15 protein-coding genes are annotated in these 16470 nt (G+C 63.3%); 11 read left to right on the top strand and 4 right to left on the bottom strand.

Annotated elements, in window-relative coordinates:
* The 3 genes from EOA29_RS08650 to EOA29_RS08640 form a co-directional block, all read right to left on the bottom strand.
* Positions 1-1143: phosphotransferase family protein (locus EOA29_RS08650; protein ID WP_245468438.1), on the bottom strand; the 1143-nt coding region annotated here is incomplete at its 3' end.
* Complete coding sequence (locus tag EOA29_RS08645) at positions 1140-1625, bottom strand: MaoC family dehydratase (protein ID WP_281059664.1); 486 nt, start codon at positions 1623-1625, stop codon at positions 1140-1142. The genes EOA29_RS08650 and EOA29_RS08645, both read right to left, overlap by 4 nt.
* A 46-nt stretch (positions 1626-1671) precedes the next feature.
* Positions 1672-2487, bottom strand: coding sequence for an SDR family oxidoreductase (locus EOA29_RS08640; RefSeq protein ID WP_126092093.1), 816 nt, complete (start codon positions 2485-2487; stop codon positions 1672-1674).
* Between the two features lie 110 nt (positions 2488-2597).
* Here EOA29_RS08640 and EOA29_RS08635 point away from each other — a divergent pair, with 110 nt between their 5' ends.
* Entirely contained in the window at positions 2598-3839 is a 1242-nt protein-coding gene (locus EOA29_RS08635; RefSeq protein ID WP_126092094.1) for an acyl-CoA dehydrogenase family protein, read from the top strand.
* A 5-nt stretch (positions 3840-3844) separates the two neighbouring features.
* Positions 3845-4882 carry a zinc-binding dehydrogenase gene (locus EOA29_RS08630; RefSeq protein WP_126092095.1) on the top strand — a complete coding sequence of 346 codons (1038 nt, stop codon included), beginning with the start codon at positions 3845-3847 and terminating at the stop codon, positions 4880-4882.
* Positions 4883-4905: 23 nt separating this feature from the next.
* On the opposite strand, the gene EOA29_RS08625 is transcribed toward EOA29_RS08630, so the two are convergent.
* Positions 4906-5733, bottom strand: coding sequence for a MurR/RpiR family transcriptional regulator (locus tag EOA29_RS08625; RefSeq protein ID WP_126092096.1), 828 nt, complete (start codon positions 5731-5733; stop codon positions 4906-4908).
* Positions 5734-5880: 147 nt separating this feature from the next.
* Between EOA29_RS08625 and EOA29_RS08620 the strand changes: the two genes are divergently transcribed.
* The 9 genes from EOA29_RS08620 to EOA29_RS08580 all read left to right on the top strand — a co-directional run.
* Positions 5881-6699, top strand: a complete 819-nt coding sequence (locus EOA29_RS08620; protein WP_126092097.1) for an N-formylglutamate amidohydrolase — start codon at positions 5881-5883, stop codon at positions 6697-6699.
* A 19-nt stretch (positions 6700-6718) separates the two neighbouring features.
* Positions 6719-8281 (top strand): amino acid permease, encoded by a 1563-nt coding sequence (locus EOA29_RS08615; protein ID WP_126092098.1) that lies wholly within the window; start codon positions 6719-6721, stop codon positions 8279-8281.
* 82 nt (positions 8282-8363) lie between these two features.
* The gene (locus EOA29_RS08610) at positions 8364-9734 is read left to right on the top strand and encodes a glutamine synthetase family protein (RefSeq protein ID WP_126092099.1); all 1371 of its coding nucleotides are present in this window, start codon (positions 8364-8366) and stop codon (positions 9732-9734) included.
* A gap of 178 nt (positions 9735-9912) precedes the next feature.
* Entirely contained in the window at positions 9913-11301 is a 1389-nt protein-coding gene (locus EOA29_RS08605) for an aldehyde dehydrogenase family protein (RefSeq protein ID WP_126092100.1), read from the top strand.
* 18 nt (positions 11302-11319) lie between these two features.
* The gene (locus EOA29_RS08600; RefSeq protein ID WP_126092101.1) at positions 11320-12492 is read left to right on the top strand and encodes an iron-containing alcohol dehydrogenase; all 1173 of its coding nucleotides are present in this window, start codon (positions 11320-11322) and stop codon (positions 12490-12492) included.
* Positions 12493-12735: 243 nt separating this feature from the next.
* Entirely contained in the window at positions 12736-13842 is a 1107-nt protein-coding gene (locus EOA29_RS08595) for an ABC transporter substrate-binding protein (protein WP_126092102.1), read from the top strand.
* Positions 13843-13905: 63 nt separating this feature from the next.
* The gene (locus tag EOA29_RS08590) at positions 13906-14820 is read left to right on the top strand and encodes an ABC transporter permease subunit (RefSeq protein ID WP_126092103.1); all 915 of its coding nucleotides are present in this window, start codon (positions 13906-13908) and stop codon (positions 14818-14820) included.
* On the top strand, positions 14817-15608 hold the full coding sequence (locus tag EOA29_RS08585; protein WP_126092104.1) for an ABC transporter permease: 792 nt from the start codon (positions 14817-14819) through the stop codon (positions 15606-15608). Before EOA29_RS08590 ends, EOA29_RS08585 begins: the two co-directional genes overlap by 4 nt.
* Positions 15609-15619: 11 nt before the next feature.
* Positions 15620-16470, top strand: an 851-nt coding sequence (locus EOA29_RS08580) for an ABC transporter ATP-binding protein (RefSeq protein WP_145969642.1), incomplete at its 3' end; no start/stop codon positions are given.

The raw sequence follows: 16470 nt of genomic DNA, 5'->3' as shown, positions 1-16470 counted from the left end.
GCAAAGACCTACGGCGAAGCGGTGAAGCTGCTCGCCGCGCTGGCGGTGGACCTGATCGACAAGAAGACTTGAAAACGCGGAGAGCAGCTTCACCGCTTCGCCGTAGGTCTTTGCCTTTTCCGGGTTGGAGGCGTTGCCGTCCAGCGCGCGGCGGTAGACACCCTGGCAGATCGCCGCCAGCCGGAAGAAGGAGAAGGCAAGGAAGAAGGTCCATTTGCCGATGCCCTCGATGTCGCGCCGGCGGCAATAGGCGGCGACATAGGCTTCCTCGGAGGGCAGGCCGAGCGTGGCGCGGTCGACGCCGCCAAGGCCACGAAAGCCGGACGCGTGCGGCAGCCGCCATTGCATGCATTGATAGGCGAGGTCGGCAAAGGGATGGCCGAGCGTCGACAGTTCCCAGTCGAGCACGGCGATGACCTTCGGCTCATCCTTGGCGAAGATCATGTTGTCCAGCCGGTAGTCGCCATGCACCAGCGAGACCCGGCCGTCATCGGCCGGCATGTGCGTCTCGAGCCAGGCGATCAGCCGGTCCATGTCGGCAATTGTTTCGGTTTCCGAGGCGCGGTACTGGCTGGTCCAGCGGGCGAACTGGCGTTCGAAATAGCTGCCGGGCTTGCCGAAATCGCCAAGTCCTACGGCCTCGACATCGACGTCGTGCAGGGCGGCGAGCGTCGCATTCATGGCGTCGTAGATCGCGGCGCGCTCGTCATTGCCGGGTGCCTCCGGCAAGGACGGATCCCAGAAGATGCGCCCGTCGAGGAACTCCATGACATAGAACATGCGGCCGATCGGCGATTCTTCCCTGGAGAGATGCAGCATGCGCGGCACCGGCACGGCAGTGCCGGCAAGCGCTCGCATCACCCGGAACTCGCGGTCGACCTGGTGCGCCGATTTCAAAAGCTGACCCGGCGGCTTGGCGCGCAGCACGTACCGGCCGCTTGCGGCTGTCAGGAGATAGGTCGGGTTCGACTGTCCGGACTTGAATTTCTCGATCGCGGAAAGTCCGGCAAAACCGGGGACATGCGCTTCAAGGTAAGGCGCAAGCGCCGCCCTGTCGAGCGCGAGCGCCGACTTGTCGAGCGCGAGCGCCAACTTGTCGAGCGCAAGCGCCGATTTATCCAGCGCGTTGGCGTCGCCGCTCATGCGGTCTCTGGCTGGCGTTCGATCAGCGTCAGCGTCAGCCAGCGCGCGGTGAGCGCCGGCTTCTTCGACCCCTCGATCTCGATGGTCACGTCATGCGCCGTCTGCACCCAGCCCGAGGGCCTGACCTTGACATCGGCCAGCACGAAGCGGGTGCGGATGCGCGAGCCGGTCTTCACTGGCGTCAGGAAGCGCAGCGTGTCGAAGCCGTGGTTGACGCCCATTTTGGTGTTCTCGATCGGCGGCATGGTCTCGAAGGTCATCGCCGACAGAAGCGACAGCGAAAGGAAACCGTGTGCGATGGTGCCGCCGAACGGCGTCTCGCGCGCGGCGCGCTCCGGATCGCAATGAATGAACTGATGATCGTCGGTGGCGTCGGCGAACTGGTCGATCATGCGCTGCGTCACCGTGCGCCAGGGCGACACGCCGACTTCCTTGCCGACGCTGGCCAGAAGCGTATCGAGACTGATCGGTTCCACGCTGATGTCCTCCGCACCCCGCCCGGATCGCGATTGCCTGAACCGGGCGCCTTCATTCCTTGAACAACGTCATCCCGTGCTGCACCGACTGGCCGCCGTCGATCGGCAGGATGGCGCCGGTGACATAGCTGCCGGCACGGCTGCACAAATAGAGCGTTGCGCCGGCAATGTCATCCGCCACACCGATGCGGCCGAGCGGAACATGGTTACCGACATGTTTCGCCTGTTCCTCGGTGGCGGTGGCAAAAGCCGTCATGCGGCTCTGGAAGGGGCCGGGCGCAAAGGCATTGACGGTGATGCGGCGGGCGGCGAACTCGAGCGCCAGCGTGCGTGTCAGGTGATGCACCGCGGCCTTTGAGGCGGTGTAGGAATAGGCGTCGTCGGCAAGCGGCTGAGTGCCCATCACCGAGCCCAGATTGATCACGCGGGCCGGGTCCTCGTCGCTTGCGGCGGCGTCGAGCAGCGGCAAAAGCTCCCGCGTCAGGTGGAAGACGGCGGTGACGTTGACGCCGAACACCTTGGCCCAGGCGTGATAGGGAAACTCCTCCAGCGGCGCGCCCCAGGAAATGCCGGCATTGTTGACCAGGATGTGCAGACGGTCCGTGCGCACTTTCACCTCGGCGACCAACGCGGCGATGCCCGCTTCGCTGGAAACGTCGCCGGCAAAACCCTCGGCCCGGCCGGAGCCGCCAAGCGCATTCAATTCGTTGGCGACCTTCACACAGTCCTCGCCCTTGCGCGAGGCGATCATCACGGTGGCGCCGGCCCGCACCAGTCCGGTCGCGACCATGCGGCCGATGCCCGTCGCGGCACCGGTCACCAGCGCTGTCTTGCCGGCGACCGAGAACAGCTTGTCGAGATAGCTCATCGCATTCCTCCCACGTGCGTCTCGGCCGGAACCGAAGGACTCGCGTTGACAAGGCTAGCCGAAGTACGGTCATCCTTGCCACGGGTAAAGAAGCGAAAGGGCCGGAACCGATGGCGGACATGAATCTCGGCATGAGCGAGCGGCTGAAGCCGATCCATCAGCGCGTCGCCGCGATGGTGCGCGACGAGATTGCGCCGCTCAGCGAGGCGTTTCTCGCCGAAGTCGGCAGGAACGGCGACCGCTGGACCTACACGGCCAGACAGACCGAGATCCTTGAAGGCTTGAAGAAGACGGCGCGGGAGCGGGGCCTATGGAATTTCTGGCTCACCGATTCCAAGCGCGGCTACGGCCTGTCGACTGTCGAATACGCCTATCTGGCGGAGGAGATGGGCAAGGCGCATCTCGGCGCCGAGACCTTCAACTGCTCGGCCCCCGACACCGGCAACATGGAGGTGCTGGAACGCTACGGCTCGGAAGAGCATAAGCGACAATGGCTGGAGCCGCTGCTCGACGGCAGGATCCGCTCCGCCTACCTGATGACCGAGCCGGATGTCGCCTCATCGGACGCCACCAACATTTCGATGCGCTGCGAGCGGCGCGGCGACGACTATGTGCTCAACGGCGAGAAATGGTGGGCGTCCGGCGCCGGCGATCCGCGCTGCGCCATCTACATCGTGATGGTCAGGACGGGTTCGGACGAAGAGCCGCAGCATCGCCGGCATTCGATGATCCTGGTGCCAGCGGGCAGCAAAGGCGTGACCAAGCTCCGGGCCATGCAGGTCTATGGCGAGGACGACGCGCCGCACGGCCATATGCATCTGAGGTTCGAGGATGTGCGGGTGCCGGCGGCGAACCTGATCCTCGGCGAGGGCAGCGGGTTCGAGATCGCGCAGGGGCGGTTGGGGCCAGGCCGCATCCATCACTGCATGCGCGCCATCGGCCAGGCCGAGATGGCGTTGGAGATGCTCTGTCAACGCTCGGTGCGGCGCGAGGCCTTTGGCCAGTCGCTGGCCAAGCTCGGCGCCAATTTCGACATCATTGCCGAATGCCGCATGGAGATCGAGATGGCCAGGCTGCTCTGCCTCAAGGCGGCCTGGATGATCGACCAGGGCGACGCGCGCGCCGCGGCGCCCTGGATCAGCCAGATCAAGGTGGTAGCACCCCGCGTCGCGCTAAAAGTCACCGACGAGGCGGTGCAGATGTTCGGCGCGCAGGGCATCAGCCAGGATACGCCGCTCGCTCGCTCGTGGACGCATCTTCGGACCCTGCGCCTGGCCGACGGACCGGACGCCGTCCACAGGCGGCAGGTGGCTCGCACGGAACTCAAGAAATATACGCAGGAAAAGGTCTGACTATCATGGCGCTTCCGTCGGAAATGAAGGCCTTGCTGCTCGTCGGCGACGGCTACACCAGGACACCTTCAGCCGGCGCGCTGGAGGCGACGGAGCCTTATCTGCGGCCCGGCAATATCGCCGTGCCCGCGCCTGGCCCGACGCAGGCGCTGATCAAGGTTAACCTCGCCTCGATAAACCCCTCCGATATCGCCTTCATCAAAGGGCAATACGGCCAACCGCGGGTAAAGGGCCGACCGGCGGGTTTCGAAGGCGTCGGAATCGTCGTCGCTACTGGCAGTGACCCCTATGCAAAAAGCCTGGAGGGAAAGCGCGTCGCCTTCGCCACCGGCGTGTCGAACTGGGGTTCGTGGGCAGACTATGCGGTTGCCGAGGCGGCATCCTGCATTCCGCTGCTCGACACGGTGCGCGACGAGGATGCTGCGGCGATGATCGTCAATCCGCTGACCGCGCTTGCCATGTTCGACATCGTCAAGCAGGAGGGTGACAAGGCCTTCATCATGACCGCCGGCGCCAGCCAGCTCTGCAAGCTGATCATCGGGCTCGCGAAGGAGGAGGGTTTTCGGCCGATCGTCACCGTGCGCCGCGACGAGCAGATTCCTTTGCTCAAGGAACTTGGTGCCGCCCATGTGCTCAATGAGAAGGCGGCGGATTTCGAGACGGCGCTGCGCGAGGTGGTGAAGGCCGAGCAGCCGCGCATCTTCCTCGACGCGGTGACCGGACCATTGGCCTCGGCCATCTTCAACGCCATGCCGAAGCGTTCGCGCTGGATCGTCTATGGAAGGCTCGATGCCGAGCCGACGATCATCCGCGAGCCCGGCCAGTTGATCTTCCAGCACAAGCATATCGAAGGCTTCTGGCTGGCCGAATGGATGCGGCAGTTCCGCGACCGGCTAGGCCCGGCCGTGCTGGAGGCGCAGAAGCGCTTTTCCGACGGACGCTGGTCGACGGATGTGACAGCGGTGGTGCCGTTGGACGAAGCCATGGCGCGCCTGCCGGCGGAATTGGCCAAGCCGAACGGCAAGGTGTTCATCAAGCCGTAGCAACCAGTCAGATTGGCGACGCCTCAGCGCAGGCTTTCCAGGTCGCGGATGCGCTTGGCGCCGGCAGTTTCGAGCTGCCTGGTGATCGCGCCGATCAACGTTTCGGCGACTACGAAGAGCGCGGCGGACGAATCCCATGCCGAAGGCACGGCGGTGCGCCCGGCGATCACATGGCGGGCGAAGCGGGCGATCGGCGAGAGCCATTGGTCGGTGAAGAGCACGATCTGCACGCCGCGCTGGTGTGCCTTTTCGGCAAAGCGGATCAGGCTCTCCTGGTAGCGCCTGATGTCAAAGATCACCAGCACGTCGCGCTTGCCCATGTCGATCAGCCGGTCGCGCCAGATGCTCTCCTGGCCGGCGAGGTGGTAGACGTCGGGCTGGATGATGGTGAGGTGCGCGGCCATGTAGCGCGCCAGCGGGTCGGTGAAGCGGCCGCCGATCAGGAAGGTCTTGCCGCGCCGCTCGGCGAGTGTCTTGGCGATGTCGGCCAGTTGCCTGTCGGACAGATGCCGGAACGTCTCACGCAGGTTGTCGAGCGTCGCCTCCAGCATCGGCGAAACGGCGCCGCCGGCGGGCGATGCCGGGTCGAGCGTGCGCGATGCCGGGGACTGCAACTGCGCCGCCAGTTCATCCTGCAGCGCCGACTGGAACTCGGGATAGTTCTGGAAACCCAATCTCGCGACGAAACGCAGGATAGTCGGCGAGGAGACGCCGGCCGCGGCCGAGAACTCGGCGACCGTCTTCAGTCCGGTCAGCGGATAGTTGGCAATCAGCGTCTGCGCGGCTCGGCGCTCGCCCGCGGGCATGGTGCCGATGCGGTCCGAGATCAGTTCGGCAATGCTGGAGATCATCGTTTTCCCCACCCCTTTGGCCCGGCTGACGCCGTTTTCGGAATTCCGCGTTTGACAAAGCCGGACAAAGTGTATGAAATCATTCACAGAGGCGCAATGAGGCAAAATACGTAACATACGATACAGCGCTCTCCAGGGGACGGCAGTATGGAGAAAGCACGGCTCACCAGCCTTGCACCGTCGGAGACCGTAAGGGTGACCAACCCCGGCGGCTCGAGCCCCTTCGTCTTCACCTGCGACCACGCCTCGAACTACCTGCCCGCCGAATTCGGAACGCTCGGCCTGCCTGTCGAGGACCTTTCGCGCCACATCGCGTGGGATCCGGGCGCGCTTCCCGTCGCCAGGCGCATGGCCGACCAGCTCGACGCCACGCTGATCGAGACCCGCGTCTCGCGCCTTGTCATCGACTGCAACCGGCCGCTCGACGCGCCGGACCTTGTGCCACCGCTCAGCGAAACGACAGCCATCCCAGGCAACACCGGTCTTTCCGACAAACAGCGCACGGCGCGCGTCGACCTGGCGTGGCGTCCGTTCCACGACGCGATCGCTGAGATTATCGACCGGCGGCTGGCACACGGCCAGGAAACGCGGCTGGTGTCGGTCCACTCCTTCACGCCGATCTACAAGGGCAGGAGCCGGCCCTGGCATATCGGCATCATCCATGACGATGACCGCCGACTGGCGGCGCCGCTGATATCGGCGCTGCGGCGGCTTGCCGGCGTCACCGTCGGCGTCAACGAACCCTATTCGCCGGCCGACCGCGTCTATTTCACGCTGGAACGGCATGCGCGCCCGCGCGGTCTTGCCTGCGCGATGATCGAAATCCGCAACGACGAAATCTCCGGCGAAACCGGGCAGCGGAAATGGGCGGATCTGCTCACAGGCATATTTTCGAATCTGGAGCCCGAGGAGGCCAGGGGCTCCCGACAACGCGCAATGGGAAAGTCAGTACAGTCGGCCAGCTAAGAACCAACAGGGGACTAAAATGTCAGCGCAAGACTATACGGAACACGACAAGCACGAGGACCTAAAGGTTCTCCATGGAATGGGCTATGCCCAGGAATTGTCGCGAAGCATGAGCCGCTTCTCGAACTTCGCGATCTCCTTCTCGATCATCTGCATCCTATCGGGCGGTATCAATTCCTTCGCCCAGGCGACATCCTCGATCGGCGGTGCCGGCGCCGGCGTCGGCTGGATCGTCGGCTGCGCCGTATCCGGATTCTTTGCCCTCGCCATGGCGCAGATCGCATCGGCGTTCCCGACGGCGGGCGGCCTTTATCACTGGGCGTCGATCCTCGGCAACCGGTTCACCGGCTGGCTCACCGCCTGGCTCAACCTGCTCGGCCTGATCACCGTGCTGGGCGCCATCAACATCGGCACCGCCTTCTTCTTCGTCGGAACGTTCGGGAGTTGGTTCGGCATGACCGGCACCGCGGGCGAGATCGTCGGCTTTGTTGCCGCCATCACAGTGATCCAGGCGCTCTGCAATCATTTCGGCATCAAGCTTACCGCCATGCTGACCGATGCATCCGGCTTCCTGATCCTCGGCGCGACGGCAGTGCTGATCGTCGCTTGCCTGGTGTTTGCCCCGGCAATCGACGTCACCAGGCTTTGGACATTCACCAACTATTCGGGCGACGCTGGCGGCGGGGTCTTCCCGCAGTCGGATTCCATATCCTACCTGTTCCTGCTCAGCCTGCTGCTGCCGGTCTACACGATCACCGGATATGACGCGTCGGCGCATACTTCGGAAGAAACGCTGAAGGCCGCGCATTCCGTTCCGAGAGCAATCATTTCGTCGGTGCTCTGGTCGTCGCTTATCGGTTGGGCGATGGTCTGCGCGATCACGCTGGCGATCCCCGACCTGGCGGCCGGCGCCAAGCAGGGCTGGAGCGTCTTCTTCTCGACCATGGATGCTATCCTGCCGGTTTGGCTCAAGGAGCTGCTCTACCTTGCCATCCTGATCTCGCAGTTCCTCTGCGGCCTTGCCACCGTGACCTCGGCGTCGCGGATGCTTTTCGCCTTCTCGCGCGATGGCGGCATGCCCGTCGGATCGACCTCGCTTGCCAAGGTCAGCCCGACCTGGCGCACGCCCGTTCACGCGATCTGGACGGCTGCTGCTCTCGAGATCATCTATGTCTTCCTCGCCCAGTTCATCTCGATCGGCGGCACCAACATCTACACGATCGTCGTCAACTCGACGCTGGTCTTCCTGTTCCTCTCCTTCATCATCCCGATCGTGCTCGGCATGATGGCTTTCGGAACCTCGAAATGGCCGAACCCGGGCCCGTGGAATCTCGGCGGCGGGGTGTTCAAGCTGTTCTGTATTCTGTCGATCATCGGCATGGCGATCATCTTCTACATCGCCATCCAGCCGCCGAACGACAAGGTGCTCTACATCACCATCGGCTTCCTCCTGCTGACCGCCGTGCTTTGGTTCGGCTTCGAGAACCGCCGCTTCCAGGGCCCGCCGATCGGCGACGAGATCGCCAAGCGTCAGGCGGCGATCAAGGTGGCGGAGCAGGCGGTCGGCGAAACCGGCAACTGACATAAGTCATCATGGCCATGGCCGGCATTGCGCCGGCCATGGTTTGTCCCTTTCAATCGACAAGCATTGGAGTGCCAAAGGAATGGCCGGGAATTTCTCGTTCGATCAGTTGAAGCAAGCGGTCTCGAACGGCGAGATCGACACGGTGCTTGCCTGCATCGTCGACATGCAGGGCCGGCTCGCGGGAAAGCGCTTCCTGGCCCAATATTTCGTCGATTCCGCGCATGGCGAGACGCATGGCTGCAACTATCTGCTGGCCTGCGACATCGATATGGAGCCGGTGCCCGGATACAAGGCAGCGAGCTGGTCGAAGGGCTATGGCGACTTCGTCATGAAGCCCGACCTTTCGACGCTGCGGCGTATCCCTTGGCTGGAAAAGACGGCGCTGGTCATCTGCGATGTGCTCGACCATCACGACCATGAGGACCTTGCGCACTCGCCGCGCGCCATCCTGAAGAAGCAGGTCAAACGTCTGCAGGAGCGCGGCTATATCGGCTACTTCGCCTCCGAACTCGAATTCTACCTGTTCAGCGAGACCTACGATTCGGCCCGCAAGAAGCACTGGCAGGGCTTAGACAGCGCTTCGCCCTATATCGGCGACTACCAGATCGGCGTCACCACCAAGGAAGAAGGCGTGATGCGCCGGCTTCGCAACGAGATGGAGGCCGCCGGCATCCCGATCGAGAATTCCAAGGGCGAGTGGGGTCCCGGCCAGGAAGAGATCAATGTGCGCTATGCCGAGGCGCTCGAGATGGCCGACCGCCATGTCATCCTGAAGAACGGCGCCAAGGAGATAGCCCACTCCGAAGGCAAGGCCATCTCCTTCATGGCCAAATACAATTACGGGCTCGCCGGCAATTCCAGCCACATCCACAATTCGCTGTGGAGCGCCGACGGCAAGACACCGTTGTTCTTCGACAAGAATGCAGAGTGGACGCTGTCCGCCCTCGGCCAGCAATGGGCGGCCGGCCAGCTCAAATATGCCAAGGAGTTCACCTGGTTCCTGGCGCCCTATATCAACTCCTACAAGCGCTTCCAGGCCGGCACCTTCGCGCCGACCAAGATCATGTGGAGCGAGGACAACCGCACCGCCGGCTTCCGGCTCTGCGGCGAGGGGACCAAGGGCATCCGCATGGAGTGCCGCATCGGCGGCGCCGACCTCAACCCCTATCTCGCCTTCGCTGCGCTGATCGCGTCGGGCCTCGCCGGCATCGACGAGAAGCTTGAGCTGCAGAAGCCGTTCGTCGGCGATGCCTATCAGGCGTCGCAACTGCCGGAAATCCCGAAGACGCTGCGCGATGCCACCGAGACGCTGGTGCACTCCACGATGCTGAAGCAGGCCTTCGGCGAGGATGTGGTCGAGCACTATGTGCACACCGCCCGCTGGGAGCAGTTCGAATACGACCGCCGCATCACGGATTGGGAGCTGCATCGCGGGTTCGAGCGGTACTAGAGAGCGGGGATAGCGTCGGCGCTGCCCCTCACCCTTACCCTCCCCCCTGAAGAACGGGGAGAGGGGTCGTCGGCGCAGGAGCTTCCCCCGTCACCACACGGGGAGAAGGTGCCGGTAGGCGGATGAGGGGCAACGCCAAGCCACATGATTTCGATTTTTGTAAAACTGCGAGGAAGAAATGACCGAAACGGTCAAACTCAAATCCCCCATCGATGGCTCGATCTATGCCGAGCGGCCGGTCGCGACGGACCAGGCGATCAATGCCGCCGTCGAACGCGCCAAGGCGGCGCAGGAGAAATGGGCCGAGACGCCTATCGTCGAGCGCGGCAAGTACATGCTGGCGATGCTGGAGGCCCTCGTCGGCATGACCGATGAGATCGTGCCCGAGATCGCCTGGCAGATGGGGCGGCCGGTGCGCTACGGCGGCGAGTTCGGCGGCGTCAAGGAACGCGCCAGCTACATGGTCGAGATCGCCGAGCAGGCACTCAAACCTGTGATGGCCTCGAATCCCAAGGATGGTTTTCGCCGCTATGTGAAGAAGGTGCCGCTCGGCGTGGTGCTAGTGATCGCGCCGTGGAATTATCCCTACCTCACTGCCGTCAACACCATCGTGCCGGCGCTGATGGCCGGCAGCGCGGTTATCTTGAAGCATGCGGCGCAGACGCTGCTGGTCGGCGAGCGTTTTCAGCAGGCCTTCGACAAGGCGGGTCTGCCAAAGGGACTGTTCCAGAACCTGGTCATGAACCACGTCCAGACCGAGGGGCTGCTGGGGTCCGGTAAGATCGACCATATCAATTTCACCGGCTCGGTCGCCGGCGGCCGCGCCATCGAGAAGGCGGCGGCCGGAACCTTCATGACGCTTGGCCTCGAACTCGGCGGCAAGGACCCCGCCTACGTGCTGCCCGACGCCAAGATGGATCATGCGGTCGCCAACCTGGTCGACGGTGCCTTCTACAATTCCGGCCAGTGCTGCTGCGGCATCGAGCGCGTCTATGTGCATGAGAAGGTCTATGACGAATTCGTCGAAGGTTTTGTCGCCGAGACCAGGAACTATGTCGTCGGCAATCCGCTGGAGCAGGCGACGACCATGGGGCCGATGGCGCAGGCGCGTTTCGCCGACCTGATCCGCGAGCAGAAGGCCGAGGCGCTGCGCAAGGGCGCCAGGGCGCATATCAACATGAAGGTCGAGAACGACAGGCCGGGCTCGCCCTATCTGGCGCCGGAAGTGCTGACGGCGGTCGACCACCAGATGAGCGTCATGCGCGAAGAAAGCTTTGGGCCGATCGTCGGCATCATGAAGGTGCGCGACGACGAGGAAGCGATCGCGCTGATGAACGACAGTCCCTACGGGCTGACGGCCTCGATCTGGACGCGCGATACCGAGCGCGCGGTGGCGATTGGCGACCGCGTCGAGACCGGCACCGTGTTCATGAACCGCTGCGACTATCTCGACCCGGCGCTGGTCTGGACGGGCGTCAAGGACACCGGCAAGGGCGCGGCGCTCTCGGCCATCGGCTACGACAATTTGACTCGGCCGAAATCCTACCACCTGCGTGAAGCCATCTGATTTTTCGAAAGACAAGCGATGTCCAAGCTCATCTCCAAATGGAACTACCCCACCACCGTCCGTTTCGGCGCCGGACGCATCAAGGAACTGCCGGACGTGCTGGCCGCGGCTGGTATCAAGCGGCCACTCTTCGTCACTGATCCGGCCCTCGCAAAGCTGCCGGTTGTCGCCTCTACGCTGAAGATCCTCGACGATGCCAAGATCCCCTATGGCGTGTTTTCCGAGGTGAAGCCGAACCCGGTCGAGTCCAACCTCACCGCCGGCATCGCGGTGTTCAAGAAGGGCAAGCATGACGGCGTCATCGCCTTCGGCGGCGGCTCGGCGCTCGATCTCGGCAAACTGATCGCCTTCCAGGCGGGGCAGACGCGCCCAGTGTGGGATTTCGAGGACATCGGCGACTGGTGGACGCGCGCCAACTCGGATGCGATCGCGCCGATCATCGCGGTGCCGACGACGGCAGGCACCGGGTCCGAGGTAGGCCGCGCCGGGGTCATCACCAATGAGGCGAGCCATACCAAGAAGGTCATCTTCCACCCAAAACTTCTGCCGGCGATCGTCATTGCCGATCCGGAGCTGTCGGTCGGCATGCCGCCCTTCATCACTGCCGGCACCGGCATGGACGCGCTTGCCCACTGCCTCGAAGCCTATTGCGCGCCGGGCTATCATCCGATGGCCGACGGCATCGCCGTGGAAGGCATCCGCCTGGTGTTCGAGAACCTGCCCAAGGCCTTCGCCAACGGCAAGGATCTGGTGGCCCGCGCCCATATGATGAGCGCCGCCGCCATGGGGGCCGCCGCCTTCCAGAAGGGATTGGGGGCCATTCACTCGCTGTCGCATCCGATCGGCGCGCTCTACGACACCCATCACGGCATGACCAATGCGGTGTTCATGCCTTATGTGCTCGCCTTCAACCGCGAGGCGATCGAGGATCGCATTGCCCGGCTCGCCGCCTATTGCGGCATCAAGGGCGGCTTCGACGGTTTCGCCAAGGCGGTCATCAAGCTGCGCAAGGAGCTCAAGGTGCCGCATGCGCTGCCCGGCCTGATCAAGGGCCTCGACATGGACAAGAAGCGCAAGGCGCTCATCGCCGACATGGCGGTGGTCGATCCGACCGCAAGTGGCAATCCGGTCAAGCTCACCAAGAAGGCGGCGCTGACGCTGCTCGAAAACGCCATCGCCGGTGCTGTCTGAAGAAGAGATTCCGGCTGAAAATTGAAGTCGAAAACAAGGGAAAGGAAGGGCAAGGGGCGAAGGGTAAAAGCCGAAAATAGTTAGCCGGAAAAAGAATCGCGAGACGATTGCTACAAGCGGTTAAAAAGAGTTTACTTTTTCACACTGCGGGGCGCCGGTTTCACAAAGCTTTCATCTGGCTGTCACAGGAAAACGATACCGCAACGCAGGCGTCCAATGGCGTCAGTTCAATGGAGAGAACACATGTTCAAATTCACGGGGAAGGTGCTTTCCCTTTCGGCCGCGGCGCTGTTTGCGTCGACGGTGATTTCGTCGGCGGATTCGCTGGACGATCTCGCCAAGGCGGCGAAGGCGGAGGGCGAACTCACGGTCATCGCGCTGCCGCATGACTGGTGCGGCTATGGCGCAGTAATCGATAGCTTCAAAGCGAAGTATCCGGATATCAAGATCAACGAGCTCAACCCTGACGCCGGCTCGGGCGACGAGGTCGAGGCGATCAAGGCAAACAAGGACAACAAGGGCCCGCAGGCGCCCGACGTGATCGACGTCGGCCTGTCGTTCGGCCCGTCCGCCAAGAAGGACGGCCTGATCCAGCCCTACAAGGTGTCGACCTGGGATTCCATTCCGGATAGCGCCAAGGATGCCGAAGGCTACTGGACCGGCGACTACTATGGTGTGCTTGCCTTCGAAGTGAACAAGGATCTGGTCAAGGAAGCGCCGGCCGATTGGGCTGACCTGCTGAAGTCCGACTACGCCAACACCGTGGCGCTTGCCGGTGATCCACGTGCCTCGAACCAAGCGATCCAGGGCGTCTATGCCGCAGGCCTGTCGACGGGTGCGGCCGCTGGCGAAGCCGCGGGCACCGCCGGCCTCGACTTCTTCAAGAAGCTCAATGCCGCCGGCAATTTCGTGCCTGTCATCGGCAAGGCCGCGACGCTGGCCCAGGGCCAAACTCCGATCCTGGTCACCTGGGACTACAACGCGCTCTCCGGCCGCGACACGCTTAAGGGCAATCCGCCGGTCGACGTCGTCGTGCCGAAGACCGGTGTCGTCGCTGGCGTCTATGTGCAAGCGATCAGCGCCTATGCGCCGCATCCGAATGCTGCCAAGCTCTGGCTGGAATATCTCTATTCCGACGAAGGCCAGATTGGTTGGCTGAAGGGCTATTGCCACCCGATCCGCTTCAACGACCTCTCCAAGAACGGCAAGCTGCCGGCCGACGTGATGGCGAAGATGCCGCCGGCCGATTCCTACGCCGCGGCGGTGTTCCCGACGCTCGACGAGCAGGGCAAGGCGAAGGAAGCGATCACCAAGAACTGGGACGCCGTTGTCGGCGCCAACGTCAAGTAAGTTGCAGAAATGTCCGGGCGGCTTCGAGGCCGCCCGGAGCCTCTCGAAGACGGTAGCCGGCGCATGACCGATCTCTCGCTTTCAAACCAAGCCATTGCAGGGAAGACCGCGCCACCCAGCGAGGCGCGCGCGTTGCGGCTGCCGACGCAATGGATCGGCGTCGCGCCCTTCTTCATCTTCGCCGTCATGTTCCTGATCCTGCCCACGCTCTACCTGATGCTGGGCGCTTTCCAGAACGAGGCGGGTGAGTTCACGCTGGAAAATCTCGTCGCCCTGTCGGAGCCAAACATCGTTGCCGCCTACTGGATCTCTATCAAGGTCAGCCTGGCTTCGGCGCTGATCGGAGCTTTTGCCGGCTTGGCAATAGCCATCGCCATCGTGCGCGGCGGCCTGCCGGACTGGATACGTTCGGCGACGCTCACGTTTTCCGGCGTCGCTTCCAATTTCGCCGGTATTCCGCTGGCCTTCGCCTTCCTCGCCACCCTTGGCCGGCTCGGCCTTGCGACTGTGCTGCTGAACACGCTTTTAGGTCTCAACATCTATGCGCACGGCTTCAACATCCTGTCCTTCTGGGGCCTGACGCTGACCTATGTCTATTTCCAGATTCCGCTGATGGTGGTGATCATCGTGCCGGCGATCGACGGGCTGAAGAGGGAATGGGGGGAGGCCGCCGCGACGCTCGGCGCGACCACGGCCCAGTACTGGCGCATAGTGGTCATCCCGGTGATCTGGCCGAGCTTCCTCGGCACCGTCATCCTGCTCTTCGCCAATGCCTTCGGCGCCATAGCTACGGCTTATGCGCTGACCGGTTCGTCGCTCAACATCGTGCCGATCCTGCTCTATGCGCAGATCCGTGGCGACGTGCTGCACAATGCGCATCTCGGCTATGCGATCGCCTTCGGCATGATCGTCATCACCGGCCTCGCCAATGTCTTCTACATCTGGTTCCGGACACGGTCGGAGAGGTGGCTGAAATGAAGACCGGACGCTTCTGGGCCTGGGTCGTTTTCATTCTTGGCGCGGCCTATTTCTTCATCCCGCTGATAGCGACGGTGGAATTCTCCATGCGCATGCGTCGCGGCGCCTATTCGTTCGACGCCTACCAGATCGTGCTGGGCGATGCGCGCTTCCAGGCGACCTTCATGTATTCGGTGGTGGCCGCCATCTTCACCATTATTCTCGGCGTGCTGGTGGTGGTGCCAGCCGCTTACTGGATCCGGCTCAGGCTGCCGCAACTCAGGCCGATCGTCGAGTTCATCACGCTGCTGCCTCTGGTCATCCCGGCCATCGTCATCGTCTTCGGCTATATCAGGATGTACGGCTCGAACTCGTGGCTGCCGTTCCTGGGGAACGACGCGGCCACCAATGCCCTGCTGGTCATCGGCTATGCGACCCTGGCGCTGCCCTACATGTACCGCGCCGTCGACACCGGGTTGCGCACCATAGACGTCAGAACGCTGACAGAGGCTGCGCAGATCCTCGGTGCCGGTTGGGGCACGATCATCAGTCGGGTAATCCTCCCAAATGTGCTGATCGCGGTATTGTCTGGCGCATTCTTGACCTTCGCCATCGTCATCGGCGAGTTCACCATGGCCAGCCTGCTCAACCGTCCGGCCTTCGGACCGTACCTGCAGAACATCGGCGCCAACCGCGCCTACGAGCCCGCGGCGCTTGCCATTATCGCCTTCGCCATTACCTGGGGCTGCATGTCGCTGATCCAGATCCTGTCTCGCTTCGCGCCGAAATCGGCAAATCGACCGAACTGAAAGTCAAAGCCATGGCCGAGCCGTTCCTCTCCATCCAGCATGTGCGAAAGTCCTTCGGCGCCACAACGGTGGTCGAGGATTTCAACCTCGACGTCGAGCCGGGTGAATTCGTCTCCTTCCTCGGGCCGTCCGGATGCGGCAAGACGACGGTGCTGCGCATGGTGGCAGGCTTCGAGGAGCCGAGCGCCGGCAAGATCGTGGCTGGCGGCAAGGACATCACCAGGCTGAAGCCGAACCAGCGCAATGTCGGCATGGTGTTTCAGGCCTACGCGCTGTTCCCCAACCTGACCGTGGCGCAGAACATCGGCTTCGGGCTGAAAGTGGCCGGCATGCCGAAGGCGGCGATCGACGCCCGCGTTGCGGAGATGCTCGACATCATCAAGCTTCCGCAGATGGCCGATCGCTATCCCTACCAGCTCTCCGGCGGCCAGCAGCAGCGTATCGCGCTGGCTCGCGCGATCGCGCCGAAGCCGAAGCTTTTGCTGCTCGACGAGCCGCTGTCGGCGCTCGACGCCAAGGTGCGCGTGTCGCTGCGCGAGGAAATCCGTTCGATCCAGAAGAAGCTCGGCATCACCACCATCTTCGTCACGCACGACCAGGAAGAGGCGCTGTCGATCTCCGACCGCATCGCCGTCATGTATGGCGGCAAGGCCGAACAGGTCGGCACGCCATTCGAGATCTACAATCGGCCGGCGACGAAGTTCGTCGCCAATTTCGTCGGCACGCTCAACGTGCTGGAAGGCAAGGTCACCGACGCCGCCTCGGGCAAAGTGCAGGTCAACGCGCAGGAAGTCTCGCTGAAGGGCAAGCTCAACGGCTCGAAGTCCGGCGACACGCTGTCGCTGGCGTTGCGGCCGGAAGC

This window comes from Mesorhizobium sp. M1E.F.Ca.ET.063.01.1.1, from assembly GCF_003998155.1.
GTDB lineage: Bacteria > Pseudomonadota > Alphaproteobacteria > Rhizobiales > Rhizobiaceae > Mesorhizobium.
This window is presented reverse-complemented; position numbering and strand designations above follow the sequence as displayed.

Excerpts from the sequence above, each read along its gene's own strand:
- EOA29_RS08585 (WP_126092104.1), top strand. The coding sequence starts at position 14,817 with ATGAAGACCGGACGCTTCTGGGCCTGGGTCGTTTTCATTCTTGGCGCG.
- EOA29_RS08635 (WP_126092094.1), top strand. The coding sequence starts at position 2,598 with ATGGCGGACATGAATCTCGGCATGAGCGAGCGGCTGAAGCCGATCCAT.
- EOA29_RS08590 (WP_126092103.1), top strand. The coding sequence starts at position 13,906 with ATGACCGATCTCTCGCTTTCAAACCAAGCCATTGCAGGGAAGACCGCG.
- EOA29_RS08610 (WP_126092099.1), top strand. The coding sequence starts at position 8,364 with ATGGCCGGGAATTTCTCGTTCGATCAGTTGAAGCAAGCGGTCTCGAAC.
- EOA29_RS08605 (WP_126092100.1), top strand. The coding sequence starts at position 9,913 with ATGACCGAAACGGTCAAACTCAAATCCCCCATCGATGGCTCGATCTAT.
- EOA29_RS08630 (WP_126092095.1), top strand. The coding sequence starts at position 3,845 with ATGGCGCTTCCGTCGGAAATGAAGGCCTTGCTGCTCGTCGGCGACGGC.
- EOA29_RS08615 (WP_126092098.1), top strand. The coding sequence starts at position 6,719 with ATGTCAGCGCAAGACTATACGGAACACGACAAGCACGAGGACCTAAAG.
- EOA29_RS08595 (WP_126092102.1), top strand. The coding sequence starts at position 12,736 with ATGTTCAAATTCACGGGGAAGGTGCTTTCCCTTTCGGCCGCGGCGCTG.
- EOA29_RS08625 (WP_126092096.1), bottom strand. The coding sequence starts at position 5,733 with ATGATCTCCAGCATTGCCGAACTGATCTCGGACCGCATCGGCACCATG.
- EOA29_RS08640 (WP_126092093.1), bottom strand. The coding sequence starts at position 2,487 with ATGAGCTATCTCGACAAGCTGTTCTCGGTCGCCGGCAAGACAGCGCTG.
- EOA29_RS08600 (WP_126092101.1), top strand. The coding sequence starts at position 11,320 with ATGTCCAAGCTCATCTCCAAATGGAACTACCCCACCACCGTCCGTTTC.
- EOA29_RS08620 (WP_126092097.1), top strand. The coding sequence starts at position 5,881 with ATGGAGAAAGCACGGCTCACCAGCCTTGCACCGTCGGAGACCGTAAGG.